Source organism: Boudabousia marimammalium (assembly GCF_001936115.1).
GTDB lineage: Bacteria > Actinomycetota > Actinomycetes > Actinomycetales > Actinomycetaceae > Boudabousia > Boudabousia marimammalium.
On record NZ_MPDM01000002.1, the window covers coordinates 112,282 to 127,382 of the forward strand.

The window sequence follows — 15,101 nt, forward strand, 5'->3', positions numbered from 1 at the left end:
AAACCTAGAGGCTGGCGCCGGAACGGTAGCCGATGCCGCGGACTGTCAAAATTACGGTCGGATTTTCCGGGTCGTGCTCAACCTTGGAGCGCAGGCGCTGGACATGTACGTTGACCAGACGGGTATCTGCCGCATGACGGTAGCCCCAGACTTTCTCGAGCAGCTCATTGCGAGAGAATACCTTCCACGGCTCACGTGCCAAAGTAGCCAGCAAATCAAATTCTAGTGGGGTCAAAGAAATTATTTCACCGTCACGGGTCACCTGATGCCCTGCCACGTCGATTGACAAATCCGCAATTGAGAGTTTCTCTGCCTGCGGCTCATCCGTACGACGCAAGCGAGCCCTTACTCGGGCCACTAGTTCCTTGGCCTTGAAAGGTTTCTGCACATAGTCATCAGCTCCTGCTTCTAAACCAGCCACCACATCCATGGTGTCTGATTTTGCAGTGAGCATAACGATCGGGACATCAGATTCTTTCCGGATGCGACGGCAGATTTCGATGCCATCCATACCGGGTAGCATCACGTCCAACAAGATTAAATCTGGGTCAACGCGATGATAAGTATCGAGGGCACGAGCCCCATCAGCACAAAAAGATGCTTGGAAACCTTCGGATTCCAAAATGATACCAATCATCTCTGCCAAGGCGACATCGTCATCGATAACTAAAATACGTGCATTCATAGAGATAATAATGACACGAAACTGTGTCCAACATCCGATTATTAGTCGGCGCGTAACGCCTTTTGACCGTCTAAACTGCTTTCAGAGACATATTTACGTCTTTGCAGATTAAGTTAAAGGAGCGCAGCATGCCGGAACACAACCAAGCAGAAAATCCGTGGAACTGGGGAAGCTCTGAAGCAGACAACGCTTCGCCAACCCCCGACACGCCCAGCCCTGCCTCGGGGACCCCAGCCAGCTCTTATGCCCCCGACGGTGCCCCACAGTACACTCCGGCCCCGAATTTCAGCCAAAATCAGGCTAACCAACAGCCGGGAATCATTCCACTGCGCCCGCTTACTATCTCTGATTTACTAGAAGGCTCTTTTGCTGCTGTCCGTTCCAATCCGGGAGTCATGTTCGGCCTCTCCGTAATTGTGATGAGCATCGTGGCAGTCATCTCCGGTCTCGCTAACTTGTGGAGTCCGCTTGATGACGTCTTTGCAAATCTTGAGAATAACCCGAACATGAGCGACGATGAGGCCATCGAAGCCCTAGCTGAAATGTTTACTTCAATGACCACAAGCTTGGTTGGTCCCGCCATTTTAGAATTCTTCGCTGTCATTATTCTGACCGGTCTACTCACGTATGCGGTATCTCGCGCAGTAATTGGTAAAGTTACCTCACTGTCTGCAACTTGGAGCAACACGAAAGGCCGTGTTCTCCCGCTAATCGGACTAACCATCCTCACCTCGATTTTGACTTTTGTTGTTGCTGCAGTAGTGTCTCTCATTTTCTCTATCCCGCTGATTCTGCTGGCATTCTCAAACCCCGAGGATGCCCTCAGCGGCATCGCTGGTGCTACCGCGCTGTTGATCGCAGGTATTTTCGTTGCGTTTGCCGCGCTGGCTTACATCAGTGTGAAGCTTTTGGTGGCCCCAATCGTCCTAGTTCTTGAAGGTGCCGGCCCGATTGAATCGATTAAGCGTTCTTGGAAGCTCACGAAGGGTTTCTTCTGGCCCACACTGGGTCGCATGATTTTGATTGGCATTATCGTAAGCATAATCGGCCAGGTCCTTGGCCTGATTGTTTCCGTTCCTGTGACTTTGGGATTTGCCACTCAGCCGGGCCTCGCACTCGCGTTGAGCGCATCCGTCGGAATCTTAGTGTCTGGTTTGATTCTGCCCGTTCAAGCCGCCTATAACTCCCTCATTTACGTCGATCTACGAATCCGTAAAGAAGGCTTGGCAACAAGCTTGCTCCAAGAATCTGCCAACAGGTAGCCAACCGTGATCTGGAGAGCAGAGCTGACTCCTGACGGCCCAACTGCAAGAGATTGGGCCGAGGAAGAGCTGTCTCGGCTAGGCTATAGATCAGCGGAGAACCCGCTAGCAAAATGGATCGCTCGCTTCTTCAAGTGGCTGTTTGGATTCTTCGATTTCGGAGCCACCGATGGGGATATCCCTTGGCCGCTAGTCGCTCTAGCCATCACAGTGGGCTTAGTAATTATCACGGCTCTTCTGTCACGGCCTTACCTGTTGAAACGTAGCAAGCAGAAGCTGGCTGTATTTGATGAGCAGGTCACCCGTAAGGAGCTAGAAAAACTCCTCAAAGAACAGATCACGAAGTCAGATTGGACTCAGGCTGTAATCACGCAGTTTAGGATTATGGTAAAAGCTCTTGACTATCAGGGAGTCTTAGTTGAATCACCTGGTCTCACTGCCTTAGAAGTCTCTCAGATATGTGCCGATCAGGAGCCTCTCTTGGCCGGACCTCTGTTGAAAGCCGCCACCACTTTTAATAATGTGCGCTACGGAGAGCAGACGGCAAGCGAAGCTGATTTTAGAGAGCTTCAAGAAACCAGCAAAATGATAGAAGCGAAGTCGATTGCGGCGAAGGAGGAGAAATGACCTCTTCCGCTCCGCAAACTGAACGCACTGGTTTTTGGAAGGCTTACCGGGCCCGGATTATTCTGATTACGGCAATCCTTTTGATATTGGCTCTGCTATCTGTAGTAATCTACTTCGCTCCAAACCGCGAAGCACACTCGATTGATAGCTACCGCCCCGATGGTAGTGCCGCAGTTGCAAATATTGCCGCCAATCATGGAATGAGCTTCAAACAGGCAGAAACTCCCCAAGCGGCTCTCCGTCTGGCTCAAGACACAAACCATACCGTGGTTTTACTCAACCCCGAACTGCTACGTCCCGAAGTGGCTGAAGAGGTTAACAAGCTCAGCAACCCAGTGGTCATCATTGCGCATACCGATCTCAGGATGGATAGGCTGGGCTTCAGAATGGAACCAATTGCTAATGGGATGACGCTCAATCCTGACTGCTTAGCTCCGGTAGCTAGAGCCGGACAGATTACGAGCTCCCTATTCGGTGTGGTGGCAGAAACGGGAGACGAGGGTTGTTATCCTGCACAATCTACTAGTACCTGGGTTCACCGTCCGGCCAATGAAACTCGCGGCGATCGCTACGTCATTGTTGGAGTTTCGCGATTGGAAAATCAGCATCTTGCTGAGCGGGGAAATGCCTCTCTGCTTTTGTCTACCATTGGCGCTCACAGCGACAATGTGATTTGGTGGCTGGGCAACACAGACCCTTTGGAACTTCCTGTGGATAAGCAAACCCCTCCTTATTTGAATGAAGTTTTGGGTCTCCTTCTGGTTCTGTTCCTGGTTTCAGCTTTCGTGTACGGACGTAAATTTGGGCCTCTGGTTCCTGAAGAGCTTCCGGTAGTGGTCCCTTCCTTGGAGACAGTTCGAGGGCGCGCTAGTTTGTACCGTCGCTCGCGAGACTACGAACATATGGCACAGAGTATGAGAGCTTGGACTTTAAGCCGGATATCTTCTCAAATCGGCATCTCACAGACTTCCAGCCGACCGGAGGTTTTGCAGGCGGTAGCAAAAGCCACCGGACGGCCCGAAAGTGAAATAGACTCAATCCTGTACGGGAACCATCCGAAGACTTTACAAGACTTAAACACTTTGAATAAACAACTCAACCAGCTTGAAAGCGAGGCTACTAAATGAGTGAGGCCACCCCGATTAACACGACCGGCGCTGAAGGAATCCCCTCCCGCAGATCCGTCGAGGGAGCTAGCCCTTCCTCAGCCAGCCGCAATTCCTTGGTCAAGCTGCGTGGTGAGATTTCAAAAGCTGTTGTCGGCCAAGATGCAGTGGTTTCTGGCATTGCTGTTGCACTAATTGCCGGTGGACATGTGCTGCTGGAGGGTGTACCTGGCACAGCAAAGACACTGTTGGTGCGCACCCTCGGCCATGCCCTCGATCTGGAAATGAAACGCGTCCAGTTCACCCCGGACCTGATGCCTGCCGACATCACTGGCTCTTTGGTGTATGACTCCAAGGTGGCTGATTTCAAGTTCCGTCCCGGACCGATTTTCACTAATCTCCTGTTGGCTGACGAAATCAACCGCACCCCTCCAAAGACACAATCCGCCCTGTTGGAAGCTATGGAAGAGCAACAGGTGACAGTAGATGCAGTTACCCGCAAACTCCCCTCGCCTTTTATGGTCTTGGCCACTCAGAACCCAATTGAACAAGAAGGAACCTATCCGCTTCCTGAAGCTCAGTTGGACCGTTTCCTATTCCACCTGAATTTTGAGTTGCCATCCCGAGATGAAGAGATTGACGTGCTTTCACGTCACGCACACGGATTCAATCCACGCGATTTGAACTCGGTTGGGGTACAGACCGTGACTACCGCTGAGGAGCTTTTGCAGGCCCGACTAGAGGCCGCAAATCTGGAAGTGAATCAGGCGGTCCTCACCTACATTGTAGATTTGGTTCGCGCTACCCGTAGCCATCCTGCTATCAGTCGCGGAGTTTCTCCCCGTGGCGCGACGGCTCTGCTAGCTGCGGCACGCGCTTGGGCGTGGCTGTCTGGTCGCTCATACGTCATCCCTGATGATGTAAAGATTTTGGCTCTGCCTGCCATGCGCCACCGAATCGCTTTGAAACCAGAAGCTCAGCTAGAGGGTTTAACCGCCCCACAGTTGCTGAACAATATCCTCGCTGCCGTGCCGGTGCCACGCTGACATGTATCTCACTCCGCTCGCTATTTTGTACACGGCTTTGGGTCTCATCCCACTGCTGTTAGTCCCCTCTGTCTGGACGCTGATCGTGTGGATTGTGGTGGGCGGTGTGCTGGTGCTGGTGGACTTGTGGTTAGCGCACAGTCCTCAGCTACTCACGGTGGAACGCACTACTTCACAGTCGACTAGGTTGGACAGTCCCGCGCGGTCCACTTTGACACTACGTAACCCTACCGGTGAGAAATACCGGGGCCAAGTCAGAGACGCCTGGCCACCCTCAGCGCAGGCAAATCATCCAGTCCATAGTTTCCACTTGGATGCGCAGGATGGTTCACGAGTCGTGACCGAGCTGCTTCCTTCCCGACGTGGGACCGTAACGGCCGGACCGATAACGATTCGGTCCCGTGGTCCTTTAGGCTTAGCCGGACGCCAGGTCTCTTTGGTCAGCCCGGCTCAAGTGCTGGTCCTGCCGCCTTTCTACGCACGCCGCCATTTGCCTTCACGCTTGCAACGTCTCAACCAGATTAATGGCTCTACCCCGCTGATTAATCGCGGTGCTGGTAGCGAGTTTGATTCTTTGAGAGAATACGTTCGCGGCGACGATATCCGTGACATTGACTGGCGTGCAACGGCCCGCTCACGCGACCTGATGGTTCGCACCTGGCGCCCCGAACGAGACCAAGATGTCATCATTATTAATGACTCTTCCCGAAATTCGGCTCCACGAATCGATGGTTTCCCTCGTTTGGAGGCACAGATAGAGACCGCTCTTCTGCTGGCCGCTTTGAGCTCCCATGCTGGAGATAAGGTACATTACCTTGATGTGGAGTCCTCAGTCAGGGCCCGCGTTACCGGTGTTGGGGCCAAGCAGATTGTTCATGCTATTGCTGTGCCAGCCGCGTCGATTGATGCGACTCTGGGGGAGATCAACTGGAATCTCATCCCGCATGAGGTCAGCAGATTGACCAGCCATTCAGCTTTGGTCGTGATTTTGACTTCGGTTGATTCCACGTCTTTAGACTCTGGACTCATGCAGGCTGTGGTTCAGCTAACTGAGCGCCATAAAGTGATTTTAGCTTCGGCCGTCGACACTAAACTCAAGCAAATGGCCCTAGGAGAAGATCCTGAGACTGACCTGTACGAGTCAGCTGCAGCGCAAATTACTTTGCTCAATAGCCAGGGAGTAAAAACCGAGTTCGCTTCCTTAGGTGCATACCTAGTAGAGGGGTCGGCTGAGGAGCTCCCCCCTCTCGTGGCAGATAAGTATCTGTTGCTGAAATCTATGGGGGCACTATAGACCTAAGCCCGGGTGGAATAGGGACAGTAATAGTCTGACCCGAATCTGATGGCTTCTAGCTAACCGGCTGATAGTAGCCGCTGACGGCTTCGCTCCCAATTCCGGTGTGGCCTGCGTCTGCGTCTGCGGCACGCTTCCCCAGAACCAGGATATAAATCCACAACAAAATTGTGGTACTGGCACCGATTGTAATCTTCAGCCACACCGGCAGGCTGGAAGGCGTCAGGTAGGCCTCTTCAATACCGGAAACCAGTAGAATCAAGATTAGTCCGATGCCGATAGTTAAGAGGGCTCTACCTTCCCTCCCCATCGCTTCCATTCGGGTTCTTCTGCCTGGCGCTAGTAGCGACCAGAACATCCGCAGTCCGGCACCGGTTGCCACGTAGATTGCGCTTAGTTCTAGCAATCCATGGGGCAGGATGTAGGAGAAAAACAATCCGGGAGAACCAAAATAGCTGACGATCGCGGCGGTTTGTCCCAGCATTGTGGAGTTACCGTACAAAATATATATTGGCACCACGCCGGTAATCCCGGTGACCGCGGAGACTACCGCTAAGAGTGCGTTATTCGTCCATACCTGTGTACCAAAGAGAGCGGCAGGATTCTCAGAATAGTAGTTGACAAAGTCGTCGTTAGCGTAAGCTCTCAATGCGGATTCAGGGGCTAGGGATAGCAACAAATCCTCGTTGTTATACCAGTAGAATCCGAATGCGCATGCCACCGCGATACTGAAAGCATAGGCTGCAATAATCCACCATCTAGCGAGATAGAGGGCCGCGGGTAACTCCGCTGTGACGAAACGGGAGACAGTCGCCATTGGATGTCCACGTCGGCGGGTCATTTGCCCGCGCGCCCGCTGAACCAGATTGGAGATATATCTCACAGTATCTACGTCAGCGTTTTCCTGTTTGATCCGTGATAAATCGGCAGCCACAAATCGGTATAATGCCGCCATTTCGTCGGCTTCGGCACCAGAAATCCGGCGTTTAGCCAGTAATTCTTCTAAACGCTGCCACTCTGGTCTTCTCACTGCTTCTAGCGCATCAATGTCCACACCTGTACAGTGCCATATATGAGTACTGTTTTTCTAGAGGAACACGACATTAAACGTGAAGTAATTGTCACGGGTGAAGCTGTTGAGCTGGAGATTAGACCGGCCTCAATAATGGCGAGAGTTGCAGGTGCGATTGTTGATGCCGCATTTTCTTTGATCCTGTTATTCCTCCTTGTCTCTGTTGCCGGGGATGCTATGTCTCGGATTACTGACCGGATTGCTTTGGATACTACTTCCAAAGTGTTGGTGCGCTTGTCTATGGTGGCCGCATTTATGCTATTGCCAGGCATAGTCGAAGCTTTCACGCATGGCAGGAGCCTCGGCAAGATACTGGCGGGCACCCGCGTAGTTCGCGACGATGGCGGAATTATTTCCGCCCCGCAAGCTTTTATCCGCTCCATTGTCTGGCTAGTTGAGGGCTGGACGACTCTGGGCTCTGTGGCTATGCTGACGGCCACTTTATCCAAGCGAGGAAAACGCCTGGGTGACATGACTGCTGGAACCTACGTCGTCTCTGTGCATGTTAATCACAACCGGGCTTCTTTGGTGATGCCGCCGCAGCTGACACAGTGGGCCTCTCATGCCAGTTTTGCCCCGCTCCCCACCAACTTGAGTAACAGCATTAGTTCTTTCCTACGCAATGCTTCTATGCTTAACCCCGGGGTGCGCACTCAGACCGCTACTCAGCTAGCTCATGAAGCTGAAGCCTATGTGGCACCGGCCCCTCCCGAAGGTACTCCCCCAGAGCATTTCCTAGCGGCCGTGAGCGTAGCTCGACGAGATATCGAATACCGTACAGAATCTAGCCAGCGCAGAGCAGTTTCACAAGCACGCGCGCGTGCCCAGCGAATTCCTTATGACCTCGCTGAACCGAAATCTGGCTCTAAGTAGATTTCGCATTTAAGGGTAGTGAGGCTTTCGGCCACCGCCGTTTCTGCCTGATTGAGTTTCTCGCTGATTTGATTAGTAGTCAGTTCTGATGGTATCCCGACTTTCGCTACCACCAGCAAGGTATCGGGTCCAAGATGCAGGGTCCGTAGGGTCCAGATGTTCAGCCCAGATTCAGTGAGTACCTTCCGGATTAGTTTTAGATTGTCGGGGGTGGCGCCCTCGCCTACCAGCATGGACAGGGTTTCGGAGCCGAGGAAGGTTGTCACAACCACTAGCAGCATACCGATAACCGCGGAGCCGAGGGCGTCCCAACGCCCATCCCCGGTCCAGAGGGTCAATGATACGCCCACCAGAGCTACCACCAGACCCAGCATCGCTGCGATATCTTCCAGCAAGATGACCGGAATCTCCGGTGCACGTGACTGCTTCAGATACGTGAACAGCGGCATCTGCCCGCGTAGTTTGCGGGCCTCTAGCACTGCTGTGCGTAGGGAATTCCCCTCCAGCAAAATACCAATCAGCAGCACTACTATAGGCACCCAGTGCCAGGCAGTAATGGGGTGCGGGTCCACGAACTTGTGGAAAGCCTCATAGAGAGCGAATAGGCCGCCGAGTGTGAAGAGCACAATGGAGACCACAAAGGCCGTAATATAGCGGGTGCGACCAAAACCAAACTGGTGAGTCTCATCAGCCTTACGGGTGGATCTGCGACTGCCAATCAGCATCAGGAGCTGATTTCCCGAATCCGCGAATGAATGGATTGCTTCCGCCAGCATTGAGGATGAGGAGGTCAGAATCCAAGCCGCCAGCTTGGTGACCGCGATTCCGAGGTTGGCGACTAGTGCCGCGATAATAGCTTTATGTCCGCCGCTGGCCATATCTAGTCCTCTACGATTTCAAGTTCTGGCCAAGTGAAGGCCGCGGTAGGTAGCAAAACGGGAATTCCGTCAATGATTTCGTAGGCGTACTGCTGGCTTTGGGTAACCAGATACATTTCTTGATCTTTGGTGTAGATCCCTAGGCTGTCCCCGGTTCTGGGGCAGCGCAGGTGTTTGGTGAAATCCTCTAATGGGTTGGGCTGGCTCACTGGTTTTTCTTCCTCTTGGCTCTGGCGGTTGGTGATTATTGGCCCTCGCCCTCGACCACTCGAAGATAGCCGTGGCGCTTGCCGGGGAGCGGACCCCCTGCTTTGGTGGAGGCGGCAGGTTGTTTCGGTGCGGCGGCAGGCCGGCCAGCGCTGGAGTGACGCACTGATTGCCTAGTGATGGCCTGAGCTCGCATGGCGGCTTCGCGGACTGCTTCGGAGAGCTCTTCGAACTCCTCATCGGTCGGTTCCACGTCCGTGAAGTTATTGACTAGACGAACTACTTGCCAGCCGGCCGGGGCGGTGAATCGCACTGCGTGTGTGGAGCAAAGATCGTAGCCTCTGGGGGTGGCTTTACTGGAGAGGGGACCAATCACGGCAGTAGAGTCCCCATAATCGTAGGTTAAGGTCGCGGCGGCGCGGGCTGAACAACCCGGTTTGGCGCAGATTCTAGCAATGCTCACCGGCTCATTCTATCATCGGGCGGGTGGGCTCCGGCCGCGACAGGGCGGGCTGCGCTACAATCACAGTATGCCTAATCTTGTCTGGAACACTGCGGTTAATTACGATGAGTCCGCTGGCGTGGGACGACGCGCGTTGCTGCACCACCGCCGTGACCGTCATGGCCGGGCGCAGCGGGGCCCATTGTTGGTTCCCACGGTTCCGGGGTGGAAGTCGATTCGGGATAGTTTCGACGATTTGAGCGCAAAATGTTTAGCTGATTTAGCGCAAACTTTCCCGCCCGCGCAGGAAGTGGAGTTGTGTGTGGAGGATGTTCCCCCTTCCGACGCGGCCCCGTGGGAGCGTAACGGTGTCCGTTTAGCGCGTTGTTTTGACCGTGATCGCCGCTCCGGCTTGAAGCCGCGGATTGTGCTGTACCGTCTACCGATTACGCGCCGCTGCTCCCATCAGGAGGCCCTAGAAGAACTGGTGAGAACGCTCTTAGTGGACGCCTTAGCGACCTTGTACGCCGTTTCCCCGGAGGATGTTGAGGGCTGGTAAGCTGGGGGATTTCTTCCCCCGCTCAGGGCCGGGTGTCGAGGGTGTATTGCCCACCAACTGAGCTGATTGCTTTAACCACCTGGGTGGAGATGGCAGCTTTGCCGTTTGGTAGTCGATACTGCACTGCGGCGTAAAGTGGCCGGTCTGCTTCAAAATCTGCAGAGCTGGGCAAAGCGATGGTGGTCGAAGATTGCGCGGGTACTTCTTTTGGTACTCCCCCAACCTTCAAGGTAGCCACCTGCGCATGCGGGTTCACGACCAGTAGATCGGCTTTGATTCCTTGCGGGACCACCAGTTCAGCATGGGTGACCTGCTGGCTGACCCCAACCAGCGCGTAATCGCTGGTGATGCCGGCACTGTCGGTTGCTGGTCGGGTCACCACTTCGTCCGTAGGATCCTCATCTAGCTGTGTGGTCAGTGCGGTTGCAGCGATAGGCTGAGTGGATTCAATAAATAGTGGTTCCAAACCAGTTTGGATACCGCCTAAATCCAAGGGCAGGACGGATCCTGCTGAAATAGTGAGATCTTCTGCGCCCGCAACCGGATTTAGGCCCTCACTGGAAAGAGTGCTGACTGTCACGCTAGTGGTTTCCTCCCCGGGATTAGTGATCCATAGCGTACCGCCGGCAGCTGAGAGGTTCGTTCCTGCTAGCACTAGCTTGCGGGCCGGGTCAGGTAGTGCTGGAGCCCATTCGCGTCCGTGACTGACTAAACCATCGTTACGTGTGGTGGCTAGGAAGGCACCAATCGCGGGGCCGTCAGTTTCCACTTTCAAAGTGATGATTTCTGCTTCGCTGATTTGGCCAGCTAGCTTTATCCTTTTCACGCTTTTGCCAGCAACCAAGGTTTCTGGAATGGAAGGCAACGGGCCACTTGCACCCCAACCGGTGATGGTCACTTCGGTTGCAGCGGGAGCCGGGTTGACGAGGATGAGGTCAGCCGTGTTACCACGGTCCGTTGCGGCTCCAGATAGCCAAGTGATGCTAGCCGCCCGACGGCACTGCGTGCTACTCAGTGCTTGATGTCCAGCTCCGGTGATACTGTCTGCCCGTAAAGAAATGAAGGGTTGAGACTGGTTCTCCCCAGAAATAATGAAAGCGGAATCATCTACTTGTGTGGGGCTCACAGCAGCACCGGTGAGTGTGGTTAGCTTAGCGGCTGTGGAGCTGGTCCCAAAACCAAATTTTTGGGTTGCCTGTCCTTGAGTTCCGTCGGGCATAATGACGGTCTGTGGGGTGGCTTCAATTACTGGAGGGCAGATCTGCTGAATGGTGACGTTACTTAGTTCAATCTGGGTGTAGGGAGAGTCCTCCGGGGCTTGCGCCGGCATCCACCGGTCAGCAAGTCCGAAAGCCAGCACGCCACCGGCGACTATCACCAAACTAGCCAGTCCCACAATTGAGCGGGAGATGACCCGCCCATAGTTGAGTTTGGGAGCTTCCCTGGTCTCATCAGGGAGTTGCTGCGGGCTCGCCTTTTCTGCGCTTACAGTTTCGGGTAATTCGCTCATGCCTGCCTCCTTCGATAGGAGAAGATAACGCCGGAGGCCATTAACAGGTACGAGAGAGCGCACGCGGCCTGCCACCAGCGCAACCAGTCACGTGTCCAGGTCACCGCAAGCTGACCCCCGTTAGGCATTTTGAAAGACTGCATATCGCCTGGAACTGGCTCAAGTGGCTGTCCGTTTACAGTCGCTTTCCAGCCGCTGGAATAGTTTTCCGCTAGGTGGAGGATGCCCGAGGTTCCCGCCGGCAGGCTGGTTTTGATGTTTAGTGGACCGGAGGGCACCAGGATACGGCCTTGATTATTTTCCACATAAGCACGCAAAGCGATTGCTCCCGCGTCTGAAGAAGTGTCCGGGGAAGCTACGCGCCAGGTAAGTCCGGCTTCGGTAGCACCAATCGCCTCGAGGCCTTCAGTGGCTTCTAACTGCGATTTGACTCGCTTGCCAGCGCGGGTGTCCCATTCGGTGAGGACTACTTGCTCAACCGCATTATTTGCCAAAAGTAAGGGGAGGTTCTCACCGTGCTGACCAGATCGCAGCTGTCCCATCGCAATGCTGAAGCTATCGGTAGCGGGGGCAGTCTCACCGCGGGTTCTAGTGTGAGCGTCCTGAACGTCCAAGATAGCGTTATGTTCTACGTATGTGGCTCCAGCATGACGCCAGATTCGAGCTTGCATGGCTCCGTTTTCACTAGCGGTCAAGACCAGGACACGCCCTCGGCGCTCAGACTGGCTGGCCTGTTCCGCGGAGGCAGGAATCGCGTAATGCGTGCCTGCTACGGTCGCAGAAGGGAGCTGCCGGGACACATAGGCAGCTGCGCTGGGGGCAACCATTACGGTCGCAGTAGCCAAAGTCATCACAGCCGCAGCTACCACCGCTGGGGTGGCCCAGATAGCTTTCCGAGGGCGCAATACCCAGGCCCGGTCATAACCTGCAGCAACTATCACAATCAGCACACCCGCAACCATTAGCAGGCCGATTCCCGGCCAGGCATTCACAATCTGGTCGGTCGCAGAAACCGCCAGGTTACGAGAGATAACGGTCGCGCCAGCCACTGCGAGGGCAAGTATCCACAGTCCTCTGACCAGCCAGCCGCGACGGCCTGGACGAAGCGTCACTAACAGCGCGGCAAGCGCCGCAAATGCAAGGGGGAGGCTCCACATCCACCATGGCCCGATCAGGCTCAGGGCCGAGGGCGCTGTCGGCCATCCCGCGGCCAGCTGCAAAGAGTTAGCCACCGGGGTGACCACAGGTTTATCGATGGAGCCGAACAGCGCCTGCCAGGCATCGTTGCGGTAGGCGTAGGAGAGGAAGGGGGCAATCTGAATGCTTGCCGGTAACGGCAGAAGCAGTGCGGAGAAGCGCCGAGAACGGAAAGTTATCAGACCGAATATGCTCAGCGCCCAGGCGGCCACGATGAGGGCGGGTTGCGCGGCGACTGCGACCCATAGCGCCAGGGCGGCAATAGTCAGATGTCGGGTGCGCTGGGAGATGGAACGTACCACTACCCCACCGGCAGCCCCAGTTACGATTTCTGATTTATGTAAAAGTCCACCACGCATGAATCCCCAGATTACGTAGGGGGCCGCAATTGAGAACATGATGACGGAGACTCGGCCTTGCGCCACAGAGATCCAGTAGGCAGGCAAGCTAATCCAGGTGAGCGCCGCCCAGATTCTCAAGGGGAGAGCCCGCGTGAAGGTTCCAGCCGCCAGCCAGGCACCCAAAGCTGCCAGCACCGGGGAAATGAACAGAAGGACACGCAAGGCGGCCGGGAGTTCGATTCCGAAAACAGCAAACGGAGAAAGTAAGACAGCAAAGACCGCCAGGAGCGGATCCGTGGGGGCTTCAGCTCCCAGACCTTGCGGAACCCATGCCGTCCAAGCATAGCTCCAGAGGGTGGACAGGTCCGGCGGCAAAGTGAGGAAGGCGGAGCCGGTCAGTCCCACTAGCCGCGGACCCCAGAAGATGAAGGCGGCAACAAAGGCGGCTAAGAGCACTATCAGTAGGCCGAAAAGGGAACGCTCCCGACGAACTTTCAAGCCTTGAGCGGCGACCGGTTCAAGGACTTCAGTGGGCAGATTAGCGCGTTGCACACGCCGGTCAATCCACCGGTACTTGAACATGGTGTGCGGGCTAACTTCCAAACGTCGCAAACTAGATGCTGGCACGTTCGTAACCGAGCGGGTGCGGTTTCGGGCAGCCATAATCTTGCCCGTCAGGGCGATAGCTTTCAATAGTGCTTTTAGCTCTTCCCACGCGAGAGCGGGGCTGCGGGAAATCACTCGCACCAAGGCACGCCCGACCTGCAGGAAGGGCAGCAACAGCATCAATATGGGCAGCTGCCATAGTGGGGCAGCTAGCATCCAGTTATAGATTTGAGCGGCTTTACGGGACCCGAAAGATCGGGAAATGTTTTCTGTTTCATGATCTTTGCGTAGGCCCCGATAGGTGGCTTCCGCATGATAGGTGATGGCTTGGGGTTCAACAATCACACGCCAACCGGCAAGGTGGGCACGTCGACCGAACTCTAGACCCTCCCCAAATTTGACGAGGGAGGGATCTGTGCCGCCTAAGCTCTCCCAAAGTGACTGCATGACCAGCATACCTGCAGTGGAGACTGCCAGTACGTCCTCGGTGTGATCGTATTGTCCCTGATCTAGCTCTCCGCGCAGGTGATCGTAGCGGCGCCCACTACGGGTGGCTGCGATTCCTAGTTCAAGTAGTTGCTCCGGATGATCCCAGCTACGTTGCTTGGTGCCTATCACGCCGACTGTTCGAACCGTAGCAAGACGGGACACCAGTTTTTCTAAGCAATCAGTTTCCGGAGCAGAATCATCGTGCAGGAGCCACAACCACTGATTGTCAGTAAGGTTTTTGTCCCCGTTTTCTGCGTCTTTAGTGACGCTGAGTGCGTACTGTACGGCTGCACCAAGATTGTGGGCTTGGGGATTGGCCAGATACTGCCATTTATTTTCAACGCAGAGACGAGAAAGTGTGGAACTGTTTGTTTTTTCAGCAACATCAACCACAGTCACAAGATCTGGTGCGTGACTTTGTGAGTTGAGTTGTTCTATCGTGCGCCCGCAATAAGGAGTGAATCCGTCAGTCACCAAAATCGCATGAACAAACGGCTGAGAGCTCATTCCGCGGCTTTCTTCAGTTTCCGCCGTTCGCGTTCGGATAGTCCGCCCCAGATACCAAATCTTTCATCATTGGCCAGTGCGTACTCGAGGCATTCTTGACGAACTTCACACATTGCGCAAACGCCTTTAGCTTCACGGGTCGAACCGCCCTTTTCCGGGAAGAAAGCCTCTGGGTCAGTCTGCGCGCACAGCGCCTGTTCTTGCCAGGCTAGAAGACCATCATCAAATAAGTAGTCCACATTATCTGCGGTCAGAGGCGTCGACAAGATGTCGCCATCACCGAGGATGTTCCACATATCGCCCCTTTCGAACTACTTCTAATATTTCAAATCCATAACATGGTGTGTCACAGTCAAAGTGCAAATCACATCCATGTAACTTGGAGTGCTAGTCGTAAGAA

At 54.6% G+C, this 15,101-nt stretch carries 15 protein-coding genes; 7 read left to right on the forward strand and 8 right to left on the reverse strand.

Annotated features, from left to right (window positions below; genetic code table 11):
* Window positions 1-4: 4 nt before the first annotated feature.
* The gene (gene mtrA / locus BM477_RS02100; protein WP_075361026.1) at window positions 5-685 is read right to left on the reverse strand and encodes an MtrAB system response regulator MtrA; all 681 of its coding nucleotides are present in this window, start codon (window positions 683-685) and stop codon (window positions 5-7) included.
* Between the two features lie 128 nt (window positions 686-813).
* On the opposite strand from mtrA, the gene BM477_RS02105 reads away from it, so the two are divergent.
* The 5 genes from BM477_RS02105 to BM477_RS02125 are packed head-to-tail and all read left to right on the forward strand — an operon-like array spanning window position 814 to window position 6,020.
* Window positions 814-1,947 (forward strand): DUF7847 domain-containing protein, encoded by a 1,134-nt coding sequence (locus tag BM477_RS02105; protein WP_075361027.1) that lies wholly within the window; start codon window positions 814-816, stop codon window positions 1,945-1,947.
* 6 nt (window positions 1,948-1,953) lie between these two features.
* Window positions 1,954-2,574 (forward strand): DUF4129 domain-containing protein, encoded by a 621-nt coding sequence (locus BM477_RS02110; RefSeq protein ID WP_075361028.1) that lies wholly within the window; start codon window positions 1,954-1,956, stop codon window positions 2,572-2,574.
* The gene (locus BM477_RS02115) at window positions 2,571-3,701 is read left to right on the forward strand and encodes a DUF4350 domain-containing protein (RefSeq protein WP_075361029.1); all 1,131 of its coding nucleotides are present in this window, start codon (window positions 2,571-2,573) and stop codon (window positions 3,699-3,701) included. The genes BM477_RS02110 and BM477_RS02115 overlap by 4 nt, the downstream gene beginning before the upstream one ends.
* Window positions 3,698-4,726: an AAA family ATPase gene (locus BM477_RS02120; protein ID WP_075361030.1), complete on the forward strand. Its 1,029-nt coding sequence runs from the start codon at window positions 3,698-3,700 to the stop codon at window positions 4,724-4,726. The genes BM477_RS02115 and BM477_RS02120 overlap by 4 nt, the downstream gene beginning before the upstream one ends.
* Window position 4,727: 1 nt before the next feature.
* Window positions 4,728-6,020 carry a DUF58 domain-containing protein gene (locus BM477_RS02125; RefSeq protein ID WP_075361031.1) on the forward strand — a complete coding sequence of 431 codons (1,293 nt, stop codon included), beginning with the start codon at window positions 4,728-4,730 and terminating at the stop codon, window positions 6,018-6,020.
* A 55-nt stretch (window positions 6,021-6,075) separates the two neighbouring features.
* Here the strand turns inward: BM477_RS02125 and BM477_RS02130 are convergent, their stop codons facing one another.
* Window positions 6,076-7,074 (reverse strand): stage II sporulation protein M, encoded by a 999-nt coding sequence (locus tag BM477_RS02130; protein WP_075361032.1) that lies wholly within the window; start codon window positions 7,072-7,074, stop codon window positions 6,076-6,078.
* A gap of 18 nt (window positions 7,075-7,092) precedes the next feature.
* Between BM477_RS02130 and BM477_RS02135 the strand changes: the two genes are divergently transcribed.
* Window positions 7,093-7,965, forward strand: coding sequence for an RDD family protein (locus tag BM477_RS02135; protein WP_075361033.1), 873 nt, complete (start codon window positions 7,093-7,095; stop codon window positions 7,963-7,965).
* On the opposite strand, the gene BM477_RS02140 is transcribed toward BM477_RS02135, so the two are convergent.
* The 3 genes from BM477_RS02140 to BM477_RS02150 are packed head-to-tail and all read right to left on the reverse strand — an operon-like array spanning window position 7,929 to window position 9,513.
* Window positions 7,929-8,843: a cation diffusion facilitator family transporter gene (locus tag BM477_RS02140; protein ID WP_075361034.1), complete on the reverse strand. Its 915-nt coding sequence runs from the start codon at window positions 8,841-8,843 to the stop codon at window positions 7,929-7,931. The two genes, BM477_RS02135 and BM477_RS02140, sit on opposite strands and share 37 nt — an antisense overlap.
* A 2-nt stretch (window positions 8,844-8,845) precedes the next feature.
* Window positions 8,846-9,052 (reverse strand): Trm112 family protein, encoded by a 207-nt coding sequence (locus tag BM477_RS02145; RefSeq protein ID WP_075361035.1) that lies wholly within the window; start codon window positions 9,050-9,052, stop codon window positions 8,846-8,848.
* 35 nt (window positions 9,053-9,087) lie between these two features.
* Window positions 9,088-9,513 carry a DUF3499 domain-containing protein gene (locus BM477_RS02150; RefSeq protein WP_075361036.1) on the reverse strand — a complete coding sequence of 142 codons (426 nt, stop codon included), beginning with the start codon at window positions 9,511-9,513 and terminating at the stop codon, window positions 9,088-9,090.
* Window positions 9,514-9,580: 67 nt separating this feature from the next.
* Here BM477_RS02150 and BM477_RS02155 point away from each other — a divergent pair, with 67 nt between their 5' ends.
* Window positions 9,581-10,051: a metallopeptidase family protein gene (locus tag BM477_RS02155; RefSeq protein WP_075361201.1), complete on the forward strand. Its 471-nt coding sequence runs from the start codon at window positions 9,581-9,583 to the stop codon at window positions 10,049-10,051.
* A gap of 22 nt (window positions 10,052-10,073) precedes the next feature.
* On the opposite strand, the gene BM477_RS02160 is transcribed toward BM477_RS02155, so the two are convergent.
* The 3 genes from BM477_RS02160 to BM477_RS02170 are packed head-to-tail and all read right to left on the reverse strand — an operon-like array spanning window position 10,074 to window position 14,997.
* Window positions 10,074-11,561, reverse strand: coding sequence for a DUF5719 family protein (locus BM477_RS02160; protein WP_075361037.1), 1,488 nt, complete (start codon window positions 11,559-11,561; stop codon window positions 10,074-10,076).
* Entirely contained in the window at window positions 11,558-14,701 is a 3,144-nt protein-coding gene (locus tag BM477_RS02165; protein ID WP_075361038.1) for a glycosyltransferase, read from the reverse strand. Before BM477_RS02165 ends, BM477_RS02160 begins: the two co-directional genes overlap by 4 nt.
* Window positions 14,698-14,997: a WhiB family transcriptional regulator gene (locus BM477_RS02170; protein ID WP_075361039.1), complete on the reverse strand. Its 300-nt coding sequence runs from the start codon at window positions 14,995-14,997 to the stop codon at window positions 14,698-14,700. The genes BM477_RS02165 and BM477_RS02170 overlap by 4 nt, the downstream gene beginning before the upstream one ends.
* Window positions 14,998-15,101: the final 104 nt, after the last annotated feature.

Excerpts from the sequence above, each read along its gene's own strand:
- mtrA (WP_075361026.1), bottom strand. The coding sequence starts at position 685 with ATGAATGCACGTATTTTAGTTATCGATGACGATGTCGCCTTGGCAGAG.
- BM477_RS02105 (WP_075361027.1), top strand. The coding sequence starts at position 814 with ATGCCGGAACACAACCAAGCAGAAAATCCGTGGAACTGGGGAAGCTCT.
- BM477_RS02115 (WP_075361029.1), top strand. The coding sequence starts at position 2,571 with ATGACCTCTTCCGCTCCGCAAACTGAACGCACTGGTTTTTGGAAGGCT.
- BM477_RS02120 (WP_075361030.1), top strand. The coding sequence starts at position 3,698 with ATGAGTGAGGCCACCCCGATTAACACGACCGGCGCTGAAGGAATCCCC.
- BM477_RS02125 (WP_075361031.1), top strand. The coding sequence starts at position 4,728 with ATGTATCTCACTCCGCTCGCTATTTTGTACACGGCTTTGGGTCTCATC.
- BM477_RS02135 (WP_075361033.1), top strand. The coding sequence starts at position 7,093 with ATGAGTACTGTTTTTCTAGAGGAACACGACATTAAACGTGAAGTAATT.
- BM477_RS02140 (WP_075361034.1), bottom strand. The coding sequence starts at position 8,843 with ATGGCCAGCGGCGGACATAAAGCTATTATCGCGGCACTAGTCGCCAAC.
- BM477_RS02155 (WP_075361201.1), top strand. The coding sequence starts at position 9,581 with ATGCCTAATCTTGTCTGGAACACTGCGGTTAATTACGATGAGTCCGCT.
- BM477_RS02160 (WP_075361037.1), bottom strand. The coding sequence starts at position 11,561 with ATGAGCGAATTACCCGAAACTGTAAGCGCAGAAAAGGCGAGCCCGCAG.
- BM477_RS02165 (WP_075361038.1), bottom strand. The coding sequence starts at position 14,701 with ATGAGCTCTCAGCCGTTTGTTCATGCGATTTTGGTGACTGACGGATTC.
- BM477_RS02170 (WP_075361039.1), bottom strand. The coding sequence starts at position 14,997 with ATGTGGAACATCCTCGGTGATGGCGACATCTTGTCGACGCCTCTGACC.